Here is a 20,718-nt window from a genome sequence, read left to right as displayed (position 1 = left end):
CTTACATTTTAGTCATCAGGTACAAAAAATCCTTTTAACCTCCTGTTCCTTACACATACTACTTAAAGGATTACCTGAAATTCAGCTAAAAATAATTTCACGATGAAAACGAAAGGATGATCCAGTTTGAATCAATCCTCACAAAATCAGCCAAAAGCATTTCCTCCTCAGCACCAGCCTCAGCAGCCCGGAATAGAATCGTTAATGAATCCGCGTCCTTTAGTTGAGGATGTAGCATATAAGGGTGCTGATAAACTAAAAAACAAAGTTGCCATTATTACCGGCGGGGACAGCGGAATTGGGGCTGCTGCCGCTATTGCCTTTGCCAAGGAAGGGGCTCAATTGGTGATTCCGTATTTTTCTGATTATGAAAAGGAGGATATTGAGCGTACAAAACGCCGAATAGAAGAGCTTGGGAAAGAATGTCTGCCGATACCAGGGGATCTGAAGGATGAATCCCACTGTCAACATGTAATCAGTCAGACGATGAATCACTTTGGCCAAATTGATATCCTGGTCAATAATCATGCGGTCCAATTTCCTCAGCAAAATTTTCTTGATATTACCTCTGAACAATGGGATTTAACTTTTAAAACGAATATTTATCCATACTTTTACTTAACCAAGGCTGCTCTTCCATCGTTGCAGACAGGAGCAAAAATTATTAATACTACCTCCGTTGTCGCTTATGAGGGAAATGACCAGCTGATTGATTACTCAGCAACAAAAGGAGCCATTGTTGGTTTTACAAGAGCCCTGTCTCAAAACTTAGCCAAACAGGGAATCCATGTGAATGCAGTTGCTCCCGGACCTATCTGGACCCCTCTCATTCCAGCCAGTTTTTCCGAGCAGCATGTGAGCACATTTGGCCAAAACGTTCCCTTCAGCCGGGCCGGACAGCCTTATGAGCTTGCTCCCGCTTATGTATACTTAGCCTCAGACGATTCCGCTTATGTATCCGGGCAAGTGATTCATGTTAATGGAGGCACTATGGTCAGTTCATAACACAGGGCTTGGCGGTCTTCTTATCTGGGTGAAATGTCATTTTGGGCGTGGTGCAGGCACCTGTGACGGACACTCTCCTTGCCTTATGCTTGGGTTTTGGCCTTAATTCCCTCTATGAAGGCCATTCCGTTCTCCACTTTTTCCCTGAGTGTCCTTCATCAACCTGATGAAGGACACTTTAATAATTTTATCCTGCTCTTCCGGGCTTCATGGCTTCCTTTTGCCTGCTGCTCCCACCTTTAAAAAGAAGGCCTCTTAGTTAGGAGCTAAACGTAAACAAAGCGAGACTGGGACATAACTCATTCGCTTAGTCATAAACCGGATGATAGGCTACCTTAGCGGAGGACAGATACGTAGACTCCTGGTCGGCTAAAAGCGGCACGTCCTGTGCCAACGCCGACACTAGAACGTCCTGTTCGTCGTGGGAGGAAGGCCTAGGTGAGACCCCGCAGTGCGATAGCACGAGGAGGCTCACCAGCCGCCCACGGAAAGCGAAGTATCTTTCCGTAGCGGCGGTTCCTACTCCTATCATAATTCGAATTTACCTTTAGCGAATACACTTTGTCAAAGCCTCGCTTAACTACTGAAGACCTTATACGGCTCTATTAAAGGCTTTACCGATTTCGTTACAGGCCGCGAACCTAATAGAAGCGTCACTGCAATAGATAGCACAAGAAATAGCCACAGCTGGCCCGACTCCGTGATTGTTTCAAATATTGGCGTTAAATCCAGCGTTTTCACCACTAATCCATGCAGCAAATAAATGTAAAGGGTTCTCCCCCCTAGATGGGTAAATGGAAAACTTCGGTTCGGAATCAGTGAAAGCACACTAAAGGTCGCCAGGAAGACAGCTCCATAAATAAATAAACGCATCCATATACCATACGTTTCCTCAACACCAATATCTGCATAAGAGGAAGATGCCAGCAGCCAGTCCGTAGTTAAATCACTCAATATAGTATGATAGGAGATGAATAGCCCGATTAAAAATACAATAGCTGCTTTTTGATAAATTGGATTTCTTAAGATTTCAAAATGCTCTTTTTTCAGCTTGTAGCCTAAAAGAAAGACCGGGAAAAACACAAAGGTTCTGGATAAACTCAAGTACGTTCCAATCATTGGTACCATCCCAATAACAAGACCAATTATGAGTGCCAGTGTAAGGGAATAGGGGATTCTGGCAAAGACAATTAACAATAAATGCCAACCAAGCATACTTAGTAAAAACCATAAAGTCCATTCAGGATCGAATAAGGTAAACCCCTGATTCCCCTCTACAACAAGAAAAAATCCGGAAAAAATCGTCTGGAAAATAAAATAAGGGAGCAGTAGCTTTTTCATCAGCTTTTGAGTGTACCCTTTCCGGAATACGTTCTTGGCAAAATATCCGGCAATTAAGATAAATCCCGGCATGTGAAAGGTATAGATAAATTTATACGCCGTATCCAGTAGCTGCGAATGATCGCGATAAGGACTAATCATATGGCCAATCACCACAAGAAAAATAAGAATAAATCTCGCATTATCGAAATAAGGATCCCGTTTTGTTTCAGACCTCATCACGCTCACCTCTTTTTAGCAAAATCATGATCCGTTACAGTATTCGGATCCCTGATCGCCAGGATGGGGATACATCACATTACACTTCATTTACGGGTTTATTACGTGCAGATACCTTCCCCGATTTACATGCGTCAAAACGTATAACAGGAAAAATGAGAAAAAGGCCCATTTGGATAAAGGTTAGTCCTATATTCTGGTTATATATAATATTTCAAAAACAAAAGCATACCTAGCCACTTTGTGGATAGGTATGCCTTTTTAACACCGTGTTATTTCATTTTCATATCCGTTTTAAAGCAGGATTTCAACCTCATTATCTTCTCTTAGCTGATCAAACAGTTTTTGGACTTCTTCCTGCTGTTTTTGCTGTTTAATTGTAGAAACAATCATTTGCTTTACATCTTTAAGTTTAACGTCTTCTTCCGATGATTTTTTTATCTGTTCAAATGCTTTCTGAATTTCTTCTTCTGTTGGTTCACTTACCTCTGTATTTTCTTCAACATATTTACTGAATGCTAACTGATCCGCAATATTACTTTTTATATCTTCTTCTGTTAAATTATTCTTCTCTAAATCTTTTTGGAAGGCCTCATCACTATCATACTGAGATTTATATTGCTGATTTAACATTTCATTAATTTCTTTTTCCGTTGCTTCAAGGCCATTTTTTTCTGCCGCTTGTAACACTAGTTCTTGTCCAACAAATTGATCTAATGCTCTCTTCTCCAATTGTTCTTCAGAAACATCCTGTCCCTGAAGTCTGGAGGAAAATTGCTGATAAATTAAATTGAATTCTTCACCCTTCAATTCTTCACCATTAACTTTTGCTACTGTTTTATCATCATCAACTTGTTTCGTTACTTCTTGATCATTGGAATTTTGGCTTTCTTCCTTCTTGTCCCCATTTTCATCACCTGAACATGCTGCAAGGGTGAGGACCAGAATAACAGCCAAACTTAATAAAAGCTTTTTCATAAATGAATGTTCACTCCTCTTTTTAGAATGCAAATCCTATTGAATCATGTTTGGTTTCATAATTCAAGTAAGATCAAAAGCAGAATAAGGAAGTAATGGGCAATTTCGCGGTATAGCAAGGGATTATTTACAAATGTTTTACAATTACATATCATTATACAAAAAGGGCTGTTCAGCCTGAAAATAACCATTTACGCCAAACAGCCCGTTATTCTTTTATTTACTCCAAACTGCTTTCAATTTCACTGATCATCTCGGAAACGGAAACCAGACCGCCACCGGATAAATACCAGTAATTTGGATCTAAATAAGTAATATGGTCATTCTGATAGGCACGTGTCTTTCTTACAAGCTTGTTATCCAAAGCTTCTTCTGCCAAAACATCCCCGCCAATGGCTGCGGTTCGGTCAATGACGTATAAATGCTGAGGATCTTTTTCCACTAAAAATTCAAAGCTGATGCTCTGACCATGTGTGGATACCTTCAAGTCTTTGGCTACGGCCGGAAGACCAAATACGTCATGAATCAAACCAAAACGTGATTCAGGTCCATAAGCACTAAGACTTCCTTCATTGGACAGAACGACAAGTGAATTTTCCACCTGTTCTGCTTTATCCTGAATGTCCTTTATGGAATCTTCTACTTTCGCCAGTTCTTCCTTAATGAAGTTTTCCTGCTCATAGATTTTCCCCAGGGTTTTCATATTTTCTTTAAAGGATGCCATATATCTGGTCGTATCCACCCCAAGGAAAATTGTAGAGGAAATATCGTTCAGCTCCTCATATAAATCCTGCTGTCTTCCTGAAATAATAATCAGATCAGGATTGATTTCGGCAATTTTTTCAAAGTCCGGTTCTTTTAAACTTCCTATGTTCTCATATTCATCCGATTCAAACTTGGATAGATAAGGCGGAAGACTCGCTTTCGGTACGCCTGCTACTTCAACCCCCATCTTATCAAGGGAATCCAGAATACCATAGTCAAACACGACAACCTTTTCCGGATTCTTCGGTACATCAGTCTTACCTAGCTGGTGTTCAATCGTGATCGTTTCTCCTCCTGAAGTCTGTGATGAATCAGAATTTCCTCCACCACATGCGCCAAGTACCAATAAGGAAATGAAGACAACCCCTGCAATTCCCATCTTTTTGATATTCATATGACTCCTCCTCACTGAATCACTCTATGAAAAATACACACATATTTTATTGCCGTCGATGTTTTCGATATTAAAGTCCATTCCGTATACTTCTTTTAAAACAGATGGCTCAATGATTTCATCTGTGGTTCCTTCCTTCACCAGTTTCCCATCCTTTAATGCGACAATGTAATCGGAATAACAGGAAGCAAAATTAATATCGTGTATAACAATGACAATGGTCTTTCCCATGTCATTAACAAGCTTCCTGAGTGTTTTCATAATCTGAACCGAGTGCTTCATATCCAGGTTGTTAAGCGGCTCATCTAAAATGATATACTCTGTATCCTGGGCCAGCACCATCGCTATGTATGCACGCTGCTTCTGACCTCCACTTAATTCATGCAGATATTTATCCTGCATATCCTCAAGACCCATATAGGCAATGGCATCATCTACAAATTTCCAGTCCTCTTTTGTTAAACGCCCTTTTGAGTAAGGAAAGCGCCCAAATGAAACCAGTTCCTTCACACGTAAGCGAATATTAATAAAATTAGATTGCTTTAAAATGGCGATTTTTTTAGCAAGATCATTGCTTTTACAGCGGCTGATTTCCATTCCATCGATATAGACCTCACCTTCATCCCTTGCAATTAGACGAGCAATCATGGATACAAGGGTACTTTTACCAGCCCCATTCGGTCCGATAAAAGAAGTGATTTTTCCCTTTTGAATGTTTAATGATACATCTTCTACAACTGGCTTATCTCCATACTCTTTTAAAAGATTTTTTAACTCTACCATTTTTTACTCTCCTTTAACAAAAGATAGATGAAATACACACCGCCGACAAAGTTGACAATCACACTTAATGTTGTGGAGAAGGTGAAAACTCTTTCCACCAGCAGCTGGCCACCAATTAACGCGACGAAACTGATTAAAACAGCACCCAGAATTAAGTAATGGTGACGATAGGTTCTCATAAACTCATGGGCCACATTGGCAACCAGCAATCCTAAAAATGTAATGGGGCCAACAAGGGCTGTGGAAACAGAAACCATCACCGCAATAATAATCAGCAGACGCTTGATTACATAGTCGTAGTTGACGCCTAAATTAACAGCCTGGTCCCTACCTAACGAGAGAACATCCAGGTACTTAAGAAATTTCAGTGCGTATAAGGTTATCGCTGCCAGACCAATACTGGATATGATTAAAAGCTCATCATTGACATTGTTAAAGCTTGCAAACATCCGATCCTGAACGACCATAAACTCGTTAGGATCTAATAAAACCTGCATAAAGGTTGATAGACTTTCAAATAATGTACCAATCACTAGCCCGATTAATAGAAGAAAGTAAATGTTCTGCTGCTCGCCTTTAAACAGGAGTTTATATAACAGGCCCGCAAAAGCAATCATAAGTCCGACAGAAAGCAGGAAATTCATATTTTGATTGAGCATGGTCAACTTCATAGAACCAAATGCAAAAATCAAAAAGGTCTGAATGAGCATATATAATGAATCTAAGCCAAGGATACTGGGAGTCAGAATTCGATTATTTGTAATCGTTTGAAAGACAACGGTTGAAAATGCAATCGCAGCTCCTGTCAGGATTATAGCTGCGAGTTTTGTGATTCTTCTGGATAATATATAGCTCCAATTCCCGGAAATATCGGTAAATAAGAATACGAGAATAAGAATTGCGCTTAGTCCAGTTAAAACGGAGATCTTTGTCTTATAGCCCATATGCCTTTCTCCTAACTAGTAAATAAACAAATATTGCACTTCCAACAACACCTACTGTAAGTCCTATAGCGATTTCATAAGGATAAATAATGACTCTGCTTAAAATGTCACATGCAAGGACAAATATGGCCCCAAGCATCGCTGTGTGCGGCAGATTGTTTTTTAAATGATCTCCTCGATAAATGGTAACGATATTCGGGATGACCAGACCCAGGAAAGGAATCATTCCTACGGTTAAAACAACAACAGCGCTCACCATCGCAACTATGGCTAAGCCAATATTTACGACCTGACGATAATTCAGGCCTAAGTTTTTTGCGAATTCCTCTCCCATCCCGGCAATGGTAAAGCGATTAGCAAAAAAGTAAGCCAGGATCAGCAGCGGGATGCTTAGAAATAACAATTCATAACGACCCTGAATAATTAAAGAAAAATCTCCTTGAAGCCAGGACGACATGTTTTGGATCAGGTTATTTTTGTAAGCAAAAAAGGTCGATAATGAATTCACAATATTCCCGAACATTAAGCCTACCAGTGGGATGAATATCGTATCCTTGAATTTCACCTGGTCAAGGATCTTCATAAAGATAAAGGTCCCCAGTAAAGCAAAGGCAAAAGCAACAAGCATCTTTTGTAAGGGACTTGCTGAGGTGAAGACCATCAGCGAAACTAAGATCCCAAACCGGGCAGAATCCATCGTACCTGCTGTTGTGGGCGATACAAACCGGTTTCTTGTAAGCTGCATCATAATTAAACCGGCGACACTCATGCTCATCCCTGCAATAATAATGCTAATTAAGCGTGGCACCCTGCTTACATATAAGATTTGTACCTCTTCACTTTGCAGGTTCAATAAATCGGATGGTGAAATATCCGATACACCGATAAACAGTGATATCACGGAAAGAATCAGAAGTACAATGAGTAAATATCTCTTCTTCATGTAAATTCCTCATTACCTGTAAAAATTAAAATCATTTTAATCTGGACCAACGTTGATCTGATTTTTATCTGCCCACATTAGAATTATTTCAAATAATGAAAATGAGATTCATTATCAATTAGACATCTCCATTATAGCTCATTGATAATGATTGTCAATACATATTCAAGAGAACTTTTTTTGTTATTTTAGGAGAGTTTGTCGGTTGGGGATGTGGAGGTGCTCCTTCTGTGCCGGGAACAGGGCTGGTGGATATACATCTGAGGAATCAGCCGTTTAGTCTCAGTTTTTCCCTCAAAACTTGAAGTGGGGATATTACGGCCAGTTCATGCGTGATAAAAAAGCTTCCAAAGCAAATGACTTTGGAAGCTTAATCTCACTTCATCAACTGGCAGGACATTAGACGAACAGAATCCACAAAATAAAGGTAAAAACAAAAGCGACGATGCCCTGGAGGAGTGTGGCTGCTGTCTGGGCTTTATACGCCTGTGTCACGGACATACCACTGAATTCTTTTACCACCCAGAAATAACTGTCATTCACATGGGATACGACCATAGCACCTGCTCCAATGGCCATAACAACTAACGCAAGAGGAACAGCACCTGAAATACTTACTTCCATCAATAAAGGCGCAACAAGTGTAGATGTAATAACAATTGCAGCCGTTGAAGAGCCTTGAGCCGATTTTAAACCTGCTGCAATCAGGAACGGAATCAACAGGAACATGGCACCGGTAAAAAATGCATTGTCGCCAAATCCCTGAATATATTCTGCAACAGAAGTAGAACTGATTACATTCCCAAAAGCGCCCCCTGCTCCTGTAATAAGTAAGATTGGGGCTGCTTCCTTTATGCCCATTCCAATCCACTCAGACAAAGTCTCTTCATCGAATTTAGGCAATAGTAGAAAGGCAAACAGAACCCCTGCCAATAAAGCAACGACCGGTGAACCTAAAAATAGAAATATGTCAAAGATGGTACCAGACCACCCTGCGAATGTAATCACAGATCCAAATCCGATGAGCAGAATAGGGACAACAATTGGCATAAAGGATTTGGCAGCAGACGGCATTTCTCCAAACTGATCAATGATCGTTTGATAGTCGTAAGGAGATTGGTCATCAGCCTCTCCTTCAATTTTAATTTTTGTACCGACTTTCACAGACCATATATAGCCCATAATAATTGTCGGAATGGCAACCACTACACCAATCAGAATAATGGTTCCCAGGTAATTTTCCGCCCCAATGTTTCCTGCTGCAGCTATGGGTCCGGGAGTTGGCGGAACTAACGTATGGGTCGCAAATAAACCTGTGGCTAACGCAATTGCCATTGATGCGACTGCGACCTTAGCTTTTTTAGCCAATGCTTTTTTGAGTGACGACAAAATCACATAGCCTGAATCACAAAAAACAGGTACACTGACAATTGATCCGATCAGGCTCATCGCTAGTTGAGGCCGTTTTTCCCCAACTATACGCAGGATTACTTCAGCCATTCGAAGGGCAGCACCCGACTTTTCCAGAATAATTCCAATGATGGTTCCAAACACAATAACTAACCCGATACCACCCATTAAACCTCCAAATCCGCCATTAACAGCTTCAACAACATCCATTAACGGCAATCCGCCAAAGAGACCAATGCCAAACGAAGCCAGTATAAGTGATATAAAGGGATGAAGCTTCCATTTGGCCGTTGCAAAAATAATAAAGAGAACACCTAAAACAATCAGCACTAACAGACCGAAACCTTCCATGTAACCACCCCATTCATTTTTGTTAAATTATCATAAAATTATGAAAATTCCTTTACTAAGGCATATGTCTCTTGTCCGTTTTATATACGAAGATCCTTTCATTCACCCAACAGGTTACCTTTGCTTTTCTTTGTCTTCCGAATCGTTTACAATAATGGCAAAGAAGCTGTCAGTGAGGTGGTAGTTATGAAGATTATTTCAATTGAACCGACACCAAGTCCGAATTCAATGAAGATTATTCTGAGTGAACCATTGCCTGAAGGAGAAACATACAATTATAAACCGGATGACAATCTGGATAATGCTCCTTCATTTATAAAGGATCTGTTTGCCATTGAAGGGGTAAAAAATATTTATCATGTGGCTGATTTTATTGCGCTGGATCGGAATCCAAGGCTGGCATGGGAGGAAATCTTACCTAAAGTGCGGGAAGTATTTGGAGAATCCGGCGAAACGGAAAATACACAGGAAGCTGGTGCTCTGAACCGGGAGCCATTTGGTGAGATCAGTGTGTTTATTCAAATGTTCCGGGATATTCCCATGCAGGTAAAAATTGAGGACGGAAATGAAGAAAAACGATTCGGCTTACCTGAGCGGTTTATGAATGCCGTCATGAAAGCTTCAGCAGAGACACCATCTTTTGTAATGGAGAGAAAATGGGTGGAGCAAAGTCCTCGTTATGGAGCTCCCGAAGATATCGGAGAAGATGTTGTGGAAGAATTATCCGCGAGCTATGATGAAGAGCGTCTGGATGAATTGGCCGAACAGGCTCTTCACCCCAAACCGGAAGAAGAGTCTGCAAAAACGAAAGAAAAACATAAAGTCTCCTTGGAAACACTGGATCACCCGGATTGGAAGGTACGCTATGCAGCATTAGATCGAATGGATGATCCAGACTTGGAAGATTTGCCTGTTTTAGATAAGGCCCTGGATGATGAAAAAATGTCTGTACGAAGGATTGCAACGGCCTACTTAGGTATGATTGAAGATCGTAAAGTCCTCCCTTATCTTTATAAGGCGCTGCAGGACAGAGTCGTTACGGTTCGCCGGACAGCGGGCGATTGCCTTTCAGACCTTGGTTTTAAGGAAGCTATACCGGAAATGGTTAAAACCTTAAAAGATTCGAGTAAGTTGGTGAGATGGAGGGCAGCCATGTTCCTATATGAAGTGGGCGATGAATCGGCTCTTCCTGCCTTGCATGAAGCCGCGGATGATTCTGAGTTTGAAGTTCGTCTCCAAATTAACATGGCCATTGAACGCATTGAAGGAGGACATGAAGCTAAAGGTTCTGTCTGGCATCAAATGACTCAGGCGACCAATAACAAATAGATAACCAAAAAACACAGCCCGGAAATTTAGCAAAAAAATGAAACTGCACTCAAAGGATGATTTGATCCTTAAGGGTGCAGTTTTCTGCTTGATAGGAGAGCTTTAAGAATGAACGATTTCTATCTTACAATGAACTGTTTATTCCACACTTACCTGTTTCGCCTCCGTAATGACACTCTCCATTAATGTCTTTACCGTTTGATCTTTCGCAAGCCTTGGACTTTGACCGGACCATAAGGACATATACTCCGGATTCCCTTGTGATGCAGAAGCTTTCCTGATTCCTTTTGTTAAGCTATTCTGTACTGGATAATCAGGGATAGTAGCTTCCTTCTGACTGAACTCAGAAATAAACTGATTATGTATGCCTCTTGCCCATTTACCTGAAAAGGACCGGGTCAAAACAACCTGATCTTCCTGGGCTTGAAGGATTTCCTGTTTATGCAGGGGATTGGCTCCACTTTCCTTACATGTCAGAAATGCCGTTCCCATCTGTACCCCCTCAGCTCCTAAACAGAGAGATGCCATTAAGCCTCTTCCATCCATTATTCCTCCTGCCGCAATAACCGGGATTCGAACCTGGTCAACTACCTGAGGAATTAAAGACATCAAGCCAACTAAACCATCCTGATTATCCGGACTGAAATCCCCCCGATGTCCGCCAGCCTCACTCCCCTGAACAACAACGATATCCATACCGCTTCGTTCAATTTCTATTGCTTCTTTAACTGTTGTAGCTGTACCTATTAATATAATATCCTGACTTTTCAATTGCTTTACGGTATCCTTGGAAGGAATCCCAAATGTGAAGGAGCAAATCGGAACCTCTTCTTCCTGAATTACTTTCATTTGTTCCTGAAAGGTTTCCAGTAAATGATCAAATACAGGAGCATCCGTCTTATCATCAGGAATATTCAACTGGTTACGGATAGGTTGTAAGGCCTGATTTGCTTCTTGCCATTCCTTTTCGGTCGTATCAAATTCACCGGGAACAAACAGATTCACACCAAAGGGAGCATTCGTTAATTCTTTGATTTCTCTAATTTGCTTTCTCACTTGATCCGGAGTCATATAACCTGCTCCAATCATACCTAATCCCCCGGTATTCGATACCTCAGCAACCAATTCTGATGTAGTTACACCACCAGCCATAGGGGCCTGAATAATCGGATACTGAATAAGCAAACGTTCAGTCACCTTCGTTTTCAAATCCATCTATACACCTCATTTGTAAATGATTTAAAAAAGCTGGAAATCAATTTCATTTGACCTCCAGCTTTTCCCAAGATTATATCACAAAATCCGATTAGTTTTCAGAATTATCTATCACCTCATATTTTATTGTGTTCTGATGGAATCGTATCCTGATGATGAAGTTGTCAGTGAGGAAATGATGAATGAGATTTATCAGCTTCAACATAAATACGGATATAAGTAGGGAGCTATCTGTATATGATAGCTCCCTTTTCTATTACTGCTTTCGGTTATATTGCTCTTCAGCCATTTTTATCATTTCCCGTACCATGTTGCCGCCAATTTCGCCACCAATTTTCCCGGCATCCTTTGCTTTTAAATCCCCATTGTCACCGTGCTGAAGGGGTATTCCCTGTTCCTCAGCGATTTCATATTTAGCCTCATCGGGAGAATTGGTATGAGCAACTTGTGCCTTCAGATGGTCCAGGCCTTGGCGAGCCTCTGGTACAAGAATTTTATTGTTATTTCTTTCGGTCATCCGTATCTCTCCTCTTTTCCAGATTCGAGTATGACCTTTCTGCGGGGAAACCCTTGCCCCCTCTCATTATGTTTTACTGAATGGAGGGATTTATGAAATTTAATGGTGATGATGGTGTCCCTTTTTCGGATTTGTAACGACAAACTCTTCTTCCGGAACCTGGAAGAACTGAATCCAAATCCCATCCAGCCATTCTTCTTCCTGTTTACTTAATAAAATTTCTACATCTTTATCTGTCTTTACAATTTCATCATCTTCTTTAGGTGTATCGATACCAATATCATAATGGGCGTGATCTCCGTGTACATGGGAAACACTGACCCGTATCATTTTTCCTTCAGCTTCCTTGGTCGCTAACATACGTTTGAGTTCCTTACCGGCTAAGCGGTTGATTTTTACTTCCATGTTTAGTCCTCCTAAAAATTCATCTTTTCATATTATATCCTTAATTTTAGACAAAAATAAAGCAAAAGGGAATTTCAGCTATACTATTATGCACACAGGATGTTTCCGTATTATCAGGTTAGAAAATAGACTGAGGCAGCAATTTATACCGATATAGACGCACAATCATTTCAATAATAAGCTTTGGAAACTTTTTCGGGAAATATTTTAAGCGATAAAATTTCTGATAGGTGGCCTTTAAATCGTCCCACTGCCTGCATTCTTTGGTTTGTTTAAAGCGGGCAACATCAATAAGCTTTACCTGCCCATGACCGGTAAGAATGATATTTTTCAAGTGAGTATCAGAAGGGTTTAATCCCTTTGATTTGGCAAAATTCATCGCCTGATCTACCTGTTTTACCATCTCAGGAGTTATTTCAATTCCCTGACATAGGCATTCATAAAAGGTAATCCCAGATAAATATTCTAAGATAAAATAATTCCTGCCTTCACCATAAATAGCAGGGAAATACTGATCGTTATTTAATTGCCTGTAAATATTTATTTCCTGCTTTGCCAGGTATTCGCAGGAGGGATAAAATATTTTAACTGCCTTGTCTGTATTTGCAACTTTAAATACAGCAGCACTTCTTCCTTTACCGATTAAGATAAGCTCATCAGGATGTGAACGAATCCTTGTTTTGTGAAATGTCACCTTCTCAACCAAATCCCCAATAGGTTTCATTCTGGATTATCCTCTCCATTTCAGGTCTTTTCCACTGAACATTCCCGGGAAAAAGAAAAGTATGTGATTCGTTATCACATACCTTTCTTTTATCATATATTTTTTTCAATTGCATTTTATGTGCTTAAGCATTCTCCATTAAATGATCCTTTAACTGATCCCGTAGCGAACGTTTCAGGAATTTACCAACGGAGGTTTTTGGCAATTCATCCATAAAGACAATATCATCCGGAAGCCACCATTTCGCAAATTGAGGACGCATATAATCCAGCAGGTCTTCCTTTCCTATTTGATCCTTATAGGCATCTTTTAAGACGACACATGCAACAGGCCGTTCCATCCACTTCGGATGTGGAACGGCAACGACGGCAGCCTCGAAAACGGCTTCGTGTGCCATAAGTACATTTTCAATATCAACGGAAGAAATCCATTCTCCGCCACTTTTAATTAAATCCTTCGTACGGTCCACTAACTTAATATTTCCTTCCTCATCAATGGTTGCAATATCACCTGTATGCAACCAGCCATCCTGGAAGGCATCAGCTGTGCGCTCATCATTATAATATTCACTTGCAATCCACGGGCCTCTGACAAGCAGTTCTCCCATCTCTTTTCCATCTGCTCTGACTTCTCCACGATCGTTGACTACTTTCGCCTCCAGCCCAGGGACAATAATTCCCTGTTTGGAGCGGACATCAAGCTTCTCTTCTTCAGGTAAATCCTGCTGATAACTTTTCAGTCTTGCTGCAGTCACAACTGGAGTGGTCTCTGTTAAACCATAGGCATGTAAGAATGGGATCCCATGCTGTGATTCAAAGGCACGAATAATCCCTCGAGGGGCAGCTGATCCCCCGCAGACAACTGCACGTAAGCTGCTCATATCATAGTCGTGCTGCTCCAGTTCGTTTAACAGTCCTAACCAGATGGTTGGTACACCCGCTGTCAAAGTAACCTTTTCTTCTTCAATGAGTTCAGCTAACAGCTTTGGCGTGAACATTGGTCCTGGCAAAACCTGCGTGGTTCCAAACCATGTGGAAGCAAACGGAAGTCCCCAGGCATTCACGTGGAACATCGGTACAACCGGCATCAATACATCAGATTCGGACAGACCAAGCGTATCACTTAATCCTAATGCCATACTATGCAGGACGAGCCCGCGATGGGTATATTCCACTCCTTTAGGTTTTCCTGTAGTTGCAGATGTATAGCACATGGCTGCGGGATCATTTTCATCTAGTAGGTCAACATTATAATGATAGTCGGAATCCCCCTCAGCAATAAGGTCTTCATACGAATATACAGGTGAAAGTGATGTTGAAGGCACTTGATCTCCATCGGTCATAATGACATAAGCCTTTACAGTTTCCAATTTATCCTGAACCTGTTCAACCGCTGGAATGATATCTTCATCAATTAACAGTACTTTATCTTCCGCATGATTCAGGATGTAGCTCAAATGCTCCTGAGACAGCCGAAAATTAGCCATATGCAGTACGGCTCCCATGCAAGGTACAGCAAAATAGGCTTCTAAATGACGATGATGATTCCAGGCAAGTGTAGCCACACGGTCTCCCTTTTGAATCCCCAGCTTTTCCAAGGCACTGGATAGGGCACGTGCTCTCTGCCCGATATCTCTGTAGGTCAGACGGTGAATGGTTGAACCTGTCCGGGAGATCACCTGTTTTTTGCTGAAGTACTTTTCAGCCCGTTCAATCTTCTGAACTAACGTTAAAGGCGTATTCATCATTGTTTATCAACCCTTCCTGTAATTTGAAAATATTTAATATTCAGTAAATTTTAAGTAAAAAAATAAAACGGTTACCAACTGTATGCACTTTATATTGTATGCGTTTTCACAACTGATTGCAATAGTCTGTTTTCTAATCCTCCAAGTACCCAGCCAGGCACACCTTTATAAAAGGATCACCGATGGCTGCAATACCCAAAAATTAAGAAGGAGCAGATTCTGCTATGAACCTGCTCTTTTCTTACAAAAAAACGATTACTTTGTATTTTGCTCGATAAATGAACCTACTCTCTGCTGAAATTCTTCTGGCGCTACTGTAAATGCTTTAGTGTGTCCTGCATCCGGTACAATCCACAATTCCCTTTCCCCACCTGCTGCTTCATAAATCTCGTGTGCCATGTCAGTTGGAACGAGCTCATCAATCGCCCCATGGATAATAAAGAGCGGTTTTGTATTCTTCTTTACCTGCTCCATAGCCGAAGCCTCTTCAAAGGTATAGCCTGCCCGCACCTTCGTAAACAGACTTGTGAGATCCAGCAATGGGAATGAAGGCAATCCATATAAGTATTTTAATTGGTGGGTTAATTCCTCTTTGACCGTTGTGTAGCCACTATCAGCAACTATCCCCTTTACTTCTTCAGGCAGCTGCTCCCCGCTTGCCATTAAAACAGTGGCTGCACCCATAGAATTTCCATGCCAGAAGATCTGTTCAGCGTTTTTCTTTTCTATTAAAATATCAGTCCAGCCTAATATGTCCTTGCGATCATGCCAGCCGTAGCCAATATAGTCTCCTTCACTTTCCCCATGTCCTCGTGCATCAGGCATTAATATATCAAATCCCTGATCATAATAGAATTTCACATAATCATCCATCTGTTCTTTGTGACCGCGATAGCCATGAGCCAGTATCACTGCTTTACCTGTTGACTGCTCATTTTTCAGGAAGTCCGCTTTTAAGGTTAAATCGTCATAGGAGTTCTGTGTAATGGTTTCAAAAGATTGATTCTGGTACCACTGCTTTGCTTCCTGAAGAATTTGGTGTTCAGCTTCCACCTCTGCTGTTGCCGGCTCTGATCCTCGATAAAGCTCTACTTCCTGTCCACGCTTAACGGCCTCGCCATAAAAATAATTGACGGCAAATCCTGCGCCAATGATAACCAGTCCTAAAAAAATACTTGCGATAATGATAATCTTTTTCTTCATCCTGCTCCCTCAATTATATTCTATTTTTTATCATCAGTTTCTGATAACTCGTCTACCAGTCTCTCAGCCGCACGACGGTAAAAATTACTCATATTTACAAAAGAAGAAATAAGAAATACCTTTTTTAAGTAATCCAGATCCTCTTCATCCAGTTGATTGGCTATTTCCTCCACCTTTTCTTCACTATCTCTTGTATGATTGGAAAAGGTCTCCGCATTTTGTTCAGATAAATGAATGTAGCTGCGGTAAAATCGGTCGAGATCAAAGTCTCCCTCAGTCATTTTTTGATTGATACCTTCTAAGACTGCTTTTATATCATTGATAGATAAAGCGCCTTTAAGCTGATAGATTAAGCTGATTAATAATACATGGTCTTTGGAATATTTTTTATTTGTAATCGGAAAGAACAGCTTGCCCTTCGCATAATTATTTATCATCGTTTTGGTTAAAACTTTATCCTCTTCATGTCTCTTTGAATCTTTATATTTTTTCTCGAATAATTGAATCACCTGATCCATATATAAGTCCAGGTCCGGTATATCCTCCGGGGTTAAGTGGTTGTACAATTCCAATTCTTCAAGTAACTCATCGATATTTTCCATAAAATTTCCCTCATTAAAATGGTTTTATGATTCTATTATACGGGAACCTTTTTATACAGTAAAGGTTGACTGCATGTGATTATCATTGTATCATTATATGTAGTTATTAAAACTACATAACGTTTTGGAGGGATTTTGTGGGTGCATATATTCGTGAGCCAATAAATGGATTTACCCATTTATTCGGTGCTGTTTTTTCCTTTGCCGGTTTACTTGCTTTAGTCATAAAGGCTGCAATGAACAGCTTTTCGGCTGTAGATATAATGGCTGTTATTATTTTTGGGGTCAGCATGATTCTGCTATACTCCGCTTCAGCGACTTATCATATGGTCACGGCCAGAGATCATGTCATTGCATTTTTAAGACGGATTGATCACTCGATGATTTTCGTTTTAATTGCAGGTACGTATACACCGTTTTGTTTAATCAGCATGGAAGGTACATTAGGATGGGTTCTCTTTATTATTATTCAGAGCCTTGCTGTATTTGGGGTGGCTTATAAATTGATTTTCTTTCACAGCCCAAGATGGTTGTCGACGTCTATTTACATTGCTATGGGCTGGATGGTCATTTTCTTTTTCTCCCCTCTATCAGATGTGATCGGTACAGGAGGAATGACCCTTCTCATTGCAGGCGGGGTTTTGTATACCATAGGTGGCGTGATTTACGGGGCCAAGCCTAAGTTCCTGGAATTTAAACATATGGGCTTTCATGAGATTTTCCATATCTTTATTCTGCTCGGCAGCCTTGCTCATTTTCTATCGGTTTATTTCTATGTATTATAATGGAATCTTAAGGATTGTGAAAGGAGTCTGCTGATGAAAGCAGGCTTCTTTTTTCACTTCATTCTATCAAATTTTTCTATTATATGGCTTAGCCATTTTCGTAGTAATTCGTAATACTCGGGCAGTTGTTTAAAAATTTCCACTGCTAACTCTTCATTATAAGTATGAACCGTTAGATTTCGGTCATTTACCATTTTTAGCCCCAGTATGGTTTCTTCTTCAGTAAACATACCTATCTCCCGTGAATAACGAATAACCCCTTTTGGTGAACCTGCATCCAACCCTTCAATATCAAATAAGAACTGTTTCCCTGCCTTCCAGCATGCTTCAAAAGTAAATTCAAACCTTTGTATCGCGGCATCCCTTTCTACATTAGAGGGTTTTGATATTTCTAACACTTCACCAAAAGCTGTTAAGGCACGTTTAGCAAGTTTAATTCTTTCTTCTAATCTTTCCATAATACCCCTTCTTCCTTTACTCTTTCTTTAAGTTGCTCATTAGCAGCAGTTAAATCGACAAGATCCACATGATAGGGGATTGTTGATTCTTCAATACGATCTCGTAGTTCTACCCACTTTCTCATTGGAATTTCACCATCCGATTGTATCGCAACATCTATATCTGATGTTTGTTTTTCTTCTTCACGGGCCCAAGAACCAAAAAGATATACTTTTACCGGTTCATCTTCTAATGTTTTAACGACAATATCCCTTAAATCAATTAATAATTTTTCTCTAAGTACGTGATTACGACTCATGGTTGTTCACCTCAATTCTCAATCATGAAATAACAAGCACAATCCGTTAAATTTAACATCTTCCCTATCTTAATTATATCAATATTTAACGGCAAAAACGAACCCCTACCGCTGGGGTTCGTTTTTATGTGCAAAGACCTTTTCCAGTTGCTCTGCTCCTTCTCTTAATGCCTGCTCTGATTCAGGAGAAAAGCCAATGAAGTTTCCAAAGCCATGAATAAGTCCGTCATAATTTTTATAGAAAACGTTGACACCGCCTGACTTTAACTCATCAGCAAAAGCCTTTCCTTCATCACGCAACGGATCATACTCTGCCGTCAAAAGTGTTGCGGAAGGGAGTTTATCTAATTCCTTAAACATTATAGGGGAGGCATAGGGATGGTTGCGTTCCTTTGGATGATTGAAATAATGCTTACTGAACCACTGCATCATTTCCAGCGTTAGAAAGTAGCCGTCTGCGTTTTCCATCATGGATGCAGGTGGTGTTTCTCCTTTAAATCCTGTTGAAGGATATAAAAGGAATTGATGCTTGATGTCAGGACCTCCCTGTTCATAAGCTTTGATACAAGTTACAATAGACAGATTTCCACCGGCACTGTCGCCACCCACCGCAATTCGCTGTCCATCCATATCAAATGCTGAGGCATGCTCGGCAACCCAGACGAGCGAATCATAGGCATCTTCAACAGCAGCCGGATATTTATGCTCAGGTGCAAGCCGATAATCTACAGAAACGACCACACATTTAGCCTGATTAGCGATCAAACGACAAATGGAATCATGACTGTCCAGATCGCCAATCACCCATCCACCGCCATGATAATAAACCAGTCCCGGATATGGAGCCTCTCCTTCCACTGGTGTATAAACACGAACCGGGATGTCTCTGCCTTCAAGAGACAGTACCCGGTTTTCCACCTTCTCAACACGCTCTCCCCCTTGAGCCATAGCAAGCATCTGCTTTTCCTTGGCCCGGTACTGCTCAGGGGTCACCTGGTCCATATCAATCTCAGGTAACGCCTTAAGATCATCCAGGAATGCCTGAATGCTTGGAACCACCGCCATTTTACTCTCCTCCTTTTTTTTATAACAAAGACGCAAGCGCCCGTTTAGCGACGTACGGACTGGACTGAGCCATAGGAGATAAAGGAAACACGACGAACCTTGTGAGTCGATGTTGACTTATCGTACGAAGGTGAAGGAAGTCACGCTAGTCGCTAGACGCTGGAGCCGGACGTGGCCTCTACTAATCACACCACTTTAAATTTCATATAGCGTAAAAAAACATTATTCCTGATTTATTTTTACAATTTGCTTCCCTAAATTTTCACCTTTAAAGAGACCGATAAATGCCTGTGGAACATTTTCAAATCCTTCTACAATTGTCTCTTCATATTTTAACTTTCCTTCTGAGAGCCACTGTCCAAGATCCCTTGCTGCCTCCTTAAATCGTGGAGCATAGTCGCTTACAATAAATCCTTTCATCAAGGCCCGTGTTTTAATCAGCTTAGGCTGAATACGAGGACCCATATCCTCACTGAGACTTGTGATATTGTAAGAGGAAATAGCCCCGCAAACCGGTACTCGCGCAAAATCGTTCAGCAGGCTGGTCACCGCATCTGAAATCGGACCGCCAACGTTATCAAAATAGACATCCACTCCATTCGGGCACGCCTTTTTCACAGATTTATAGATATTTTCCGTTGTTTTATAGTTAATGGTGGCATCAAATCCCAGCTCTTTTTCCAGGTATTCTGTCTTTTTATCTGAACCGGCAATCCCTACCACTCGTGTGCCCTTCATTTTGGCGATTTGTCCGACAGCCATACCAACTGCACCGGCAGCACCTGAGATAACAACCGTTTCTCCCTCTTTTGGCTGTCCGATATCCAGCAACCCAAAATAAGCGGTCAAACCTGTTGTTCCCAGAATTCCAAGATAGGCTGACAGAGGAGCGAGCTGTTCATCCACTTTCCGAATCTGAGAAGCATCCATTGCATTATATCGCTGCCAGCCAAGCATACCTGTCACCTTATCGCCAGCCTTAAGTTTGTCACTTTTGGATTCAACTACTTCCCCTACAACACCACCAGATATCACTTCATCCACTTTAAATGGTTCGATGTAGGATTTTGCTGTACTCATCCTTCCTCTCATATATGGATCCACAGATATATACAGGGATTGAATCAGAACTTGCCCCTCTTTTAATTCCGGTACTTCTGTCTCTCTAATTTCAAAGTTATCCTCTGCAGGTGTTCCTTCTGGTCTGGATTTTAATAAAATTTGTTCATTTTTCAT

The 20,718-nt window shown here is 40.9% G+C and carries 21 protein-coding genes; 3 read left to right on the top strand and 18 right to left on the bottom strand.

Annotated elements, in window-relative coordinates; genetic code table 11:
• The first annotated feature begins 126 nt into the window (after positions 1-126).
• Complete coding sequence (locus ABD006_RS14350; RefSeq protein WP_343842487.1) at positions 127-1,005, top strand: SDR family oxidoreductase; 879 nt, start codon at positions 127-129, stop codon at positions 1,003-1,005.
• 576 nt (positions 1,006-1,581) lie between these two features.
• Here ABD006_RS14350 and ABD006_RS14345 read toward each other — a convergent pair.
• The 7 genes from ABD006_RS14345 to ABD006_RS14315 all read right to left on the bottom strand — a co-directional run bounded on the left by ABD006_RS14345 (position 1,582) and on the right by ABD006_RS14315 (position 9,133).
• A complete protein-coding gene (locus ABD006_RS14345) occupies positions 1,582-2,565 on the bottom strand; it encodes an acyltransferase family protein (protein WP_343842484.1) in 984 nt (327 codons plus the stop codon).
• Between the two features lie 294 nt (positions 2,566-2,859).
• The gene (locus tag ABD006_RS14340; RefSeq protein WP_343842482.1) at positions 2,860-3,543 is read right to left on the bottom strand and encodes a SurA N-terminal domain-containing protein; all 684 of its coding nucleotides are present in this window, start codon (positions 3,541-3,543) and stop codon (positions 2,860-2,862) included.
• A gap of 220 nt (positions 3,544-3,763) precedes the next feature.
• A complete protein-coding gene (locus tag ABD006_RS14335) occupies positions 3,764-4,696 on the bottom strand; it encodes a siderophore ABC transporter substrate-binding protein (protein ID WP_425542234.1) in 933 nt (310 codons plus the stop codon).
• Between the two features lie 30 nt (positions 4,697-4,726).
• Positions 4,727-5,485 (bottom strand): iron ABC transporter ATP-binding protein, encoded by a 759-nt coding sequence (locus ABD006_RS14330; protein WP_044163184.1) that lies wholly within the window; start codon positions 5,483-5,485, stop codon positions 4,727-4,729.
• Complete coding sequence (locus ABD006_RS14325) at positions 5,479-6,429, bottom strand: iron chelate uptake ABC transporter family permease subunit (RefSeq protein WP_343842474.1); 951 nt, start codon at positions 6,427-6,429, stop codon at positions 5,479-5,481. Before ABD006_RS14325 ends, ABD006_RS14330 begins: the two co-directional genes overlap by 7 nt.
• Positions 6,419-7,372 carry an ABC transporter permease gene (locus tag ABD006_RS14320; RefSeq protein WP_343842471.1) on the bottom strand — a complete coding sequence of 318 codons (954 nt, stop codon included), beginning with the start codon at positions 7,370-7,372 and terminating at the stop codon, positions 6,419-6,421. The genes ABD006_RS14325 and ABD006_RS14320 overlap by 11 nt, the downstream gene beginning before the upstream one ends.
• Positions 7,373-7,771: 399 nt before the next feature.
• Positions 7,772-9,133 (bottom strand): GntP family permease, encoded by a 1,362-nt coding sequence (locus tag ABD006_RS14315; protein WP_343842468.1) that lies wholly within the window; start codon positions 9,131-9,133, stop codon positions 7,772-7,774.
• 186 nt (positions 9,134-9,319) lie between these two features.
• Here ABD006_RS14315 and ABD006_RS14310 point away from each other — a divergent pair, with 186 nt between their 5' ends.
• Complete coding sequence (locus ABD006_RS14310; RefSeq protein WP_343842465.1) at positions 9,320-10,462, top strand: conserved virulence factor C family protein; 1,143 nt, start codon at positions 9,320-9,322, stop codon at positions 10,460-10,462.
• Positions 10,463-10,600: 138 nt separating this feature from the next.
• Here ABD006_RS14310 and ABD006_RS14305 read toward each other — a convergent pair whose 3' ends face one another.
• The 7 genes from ABD006_RS14305 to ABD006_RS14275 form a co-directional block, all read right to left on the bottom strand.
• Complete coding sequence (locus tag ABD006_RS14305) at positions 10,601-11,677, bottom strand: NAD(P)H-dependent flavin oxidoreductase (protein WP_343842462.1); 1,077 nt, start codon at positions 11,675-11,677, stop codon at positions 10,601-10,603.
• Between the two features lie 256 nt (positions 11,678-11,933).
• Positions 11,934-12,194: an alpha/beta-type small acid-soluble spore protein gene (locus ABD006_RS14300; RefSeq protein WP_343842459.1), complete on the bottom strand. Its 261-nt coding sequence runs from the start codon at positions 12,192-12,194 to the stop codon at positions 11,934-11,936.
• Between the two features lie 99 nt (positions 12,195-12,293).
• Positions 12,294-12,599: an iron-sulfur cluster assembly accessory protein gene (locus ABD006_RS14295; protein WP_343842456.1), complete on the bottom strand. Its 306-nt coding sequence runs from the start codon at positions 12,597-12,599 to the stop codon at positions 12,294-12,296.
• A gap of 118 nt (positions 12,600-12,717) precedes the next feature.
• Positions 12,718-13,323: a serine/threonine protein kinase gene (locus ABD006_RS14290; RefSeq protein WP_343842453.1), complete on the bottom strand. Its 606-nt coding sequence runs from the start codon at positions 13,321-13,323 to the stop codon at positions 12,718-12,720.
• A gap of 124 nt (positions 13,324-13,447) precedes the next feature.
• Positions 13,448-15,070 (bottom strand): long-chain fatty acid--CoA ligase, encoded by a 1,623-nt coding sequence (locus ABD006_RS14285; protein WP_343842451.1) that lies wholly within the window; start codon positions 15,068-15,070, stop codon positions 13,448-13,450.
• Positions 15,071-15,325: 255 nt separating this feature from the next.
• Positions 15,326-16,273 carry an alpha/beta hydrolase gene (locus ABD006_RS14280; protein WP_343842449.1) on the bottom strand — a complete coding sequence of 316 codons (948 nt, stop codon included), beginning with the start codon at positions 16,271-16,273 and terminating at the stop codon, positions 15,326-15,328.
• 20 nt (positions 16,274-16,293) lie between these two features.
• Entirely contained in the window at positions 16,294-16,875 is a 582-nt protein-coding gene (locus tag ABD006_RS14275; RefSeq protein ID WP_343842447.1) for a DUF1836 domain-containing protein, read from the bottom strand.
• A 137-nt stretch (positions 16,876-17,012) separates the two neighbouring features.
• Here ABD006_RS14275 and trhA point away from each other — a divergent pair, with 137 nt between their 5' ends.
• Positions 17,013-17,660, top strand: coding sequence for a PAQR family membrane homeostasis protein TrhA (trhA, locus tag ABD006_RS14270; protein ID WP_343842444.1), 648 nt, complete (start codon positions 17,013-17,015; stop codon positions 17,658-17,660).
• Positions 17,661-17,713: 53 nt separating this feature from the next.
• On the opposite strand, the gene ABD006_RS14265 is transcribed toward trhA, so the two are convergent.
• From ABD006_RS14265 to ABD006_RS14250, 4 genes are all read right to left on the bottom strand, one after another.
• Entirely contained in the window at positions 17,714-18,118 is a 405-nt protein-coding gene (locus ABD006_RS14265) for an HI0074 family nucleotidyltransferase substrate-binding subunit (RefSeq protein ID WP_343842442.1), read from the bottom strand.
• Complete coding sequence (locus tag ABD006_RS14260) at positions 18,106-18,417, bottom strand: nucleotidyltransferase family protein (RefSeq protein ID WP_343842440.1); 312 nt, start codon at positions 18,415-18,417, stop codon at positions 18,106-18,108. The genes ABD006_RS14265 and ABD006_RS14260 overlap by 13 nt, the downstream gene beginning before the upstream one ends.
• A gap of 105 nt (positions 18,418-18,522) precedes the next feature.
• Positions 18,523-19,482, bottom strand: a complete 960-nt coding sequence (locus ABD006_RS14255; RefSeq protein ID WP_343842437.1) for an alpha/beta hydrolase — start codon at positions 19,480-19,482, stop codon at positions 18,523-18,525.
• Positions 19,483-19,704: 222 nt separating this feature from the next.
• Positions 19,705-20,718 carry an NADP-dependent oxidoreductase gene (locus tag ABD006_RS14250; RefSeq protein ID WP_343842434.1) on the bottom strand — a complete coding sequence of 338 codons (1,014 nt, stop codon included), beginning with the start codon at positions 20,716-20,718 and terminating at the stop codon, positions 19,705-19,707.

It is taken from the genome of Salinibacillus aidingensis, from assembly GCF_039522525.1.
In the GTDB taxonomy this organism is placed as follows: domain Bacteria; phylum Bacillota; class Bacilli; order Bacillales; family Alkalibacillaceae; genus Salinibacillus; species Salinibacillus aidingensis.
Note: the sequence above shows the minus strand (reverse complement) of the source record. Positions and strands in the feature narration are given on the sequence as shown.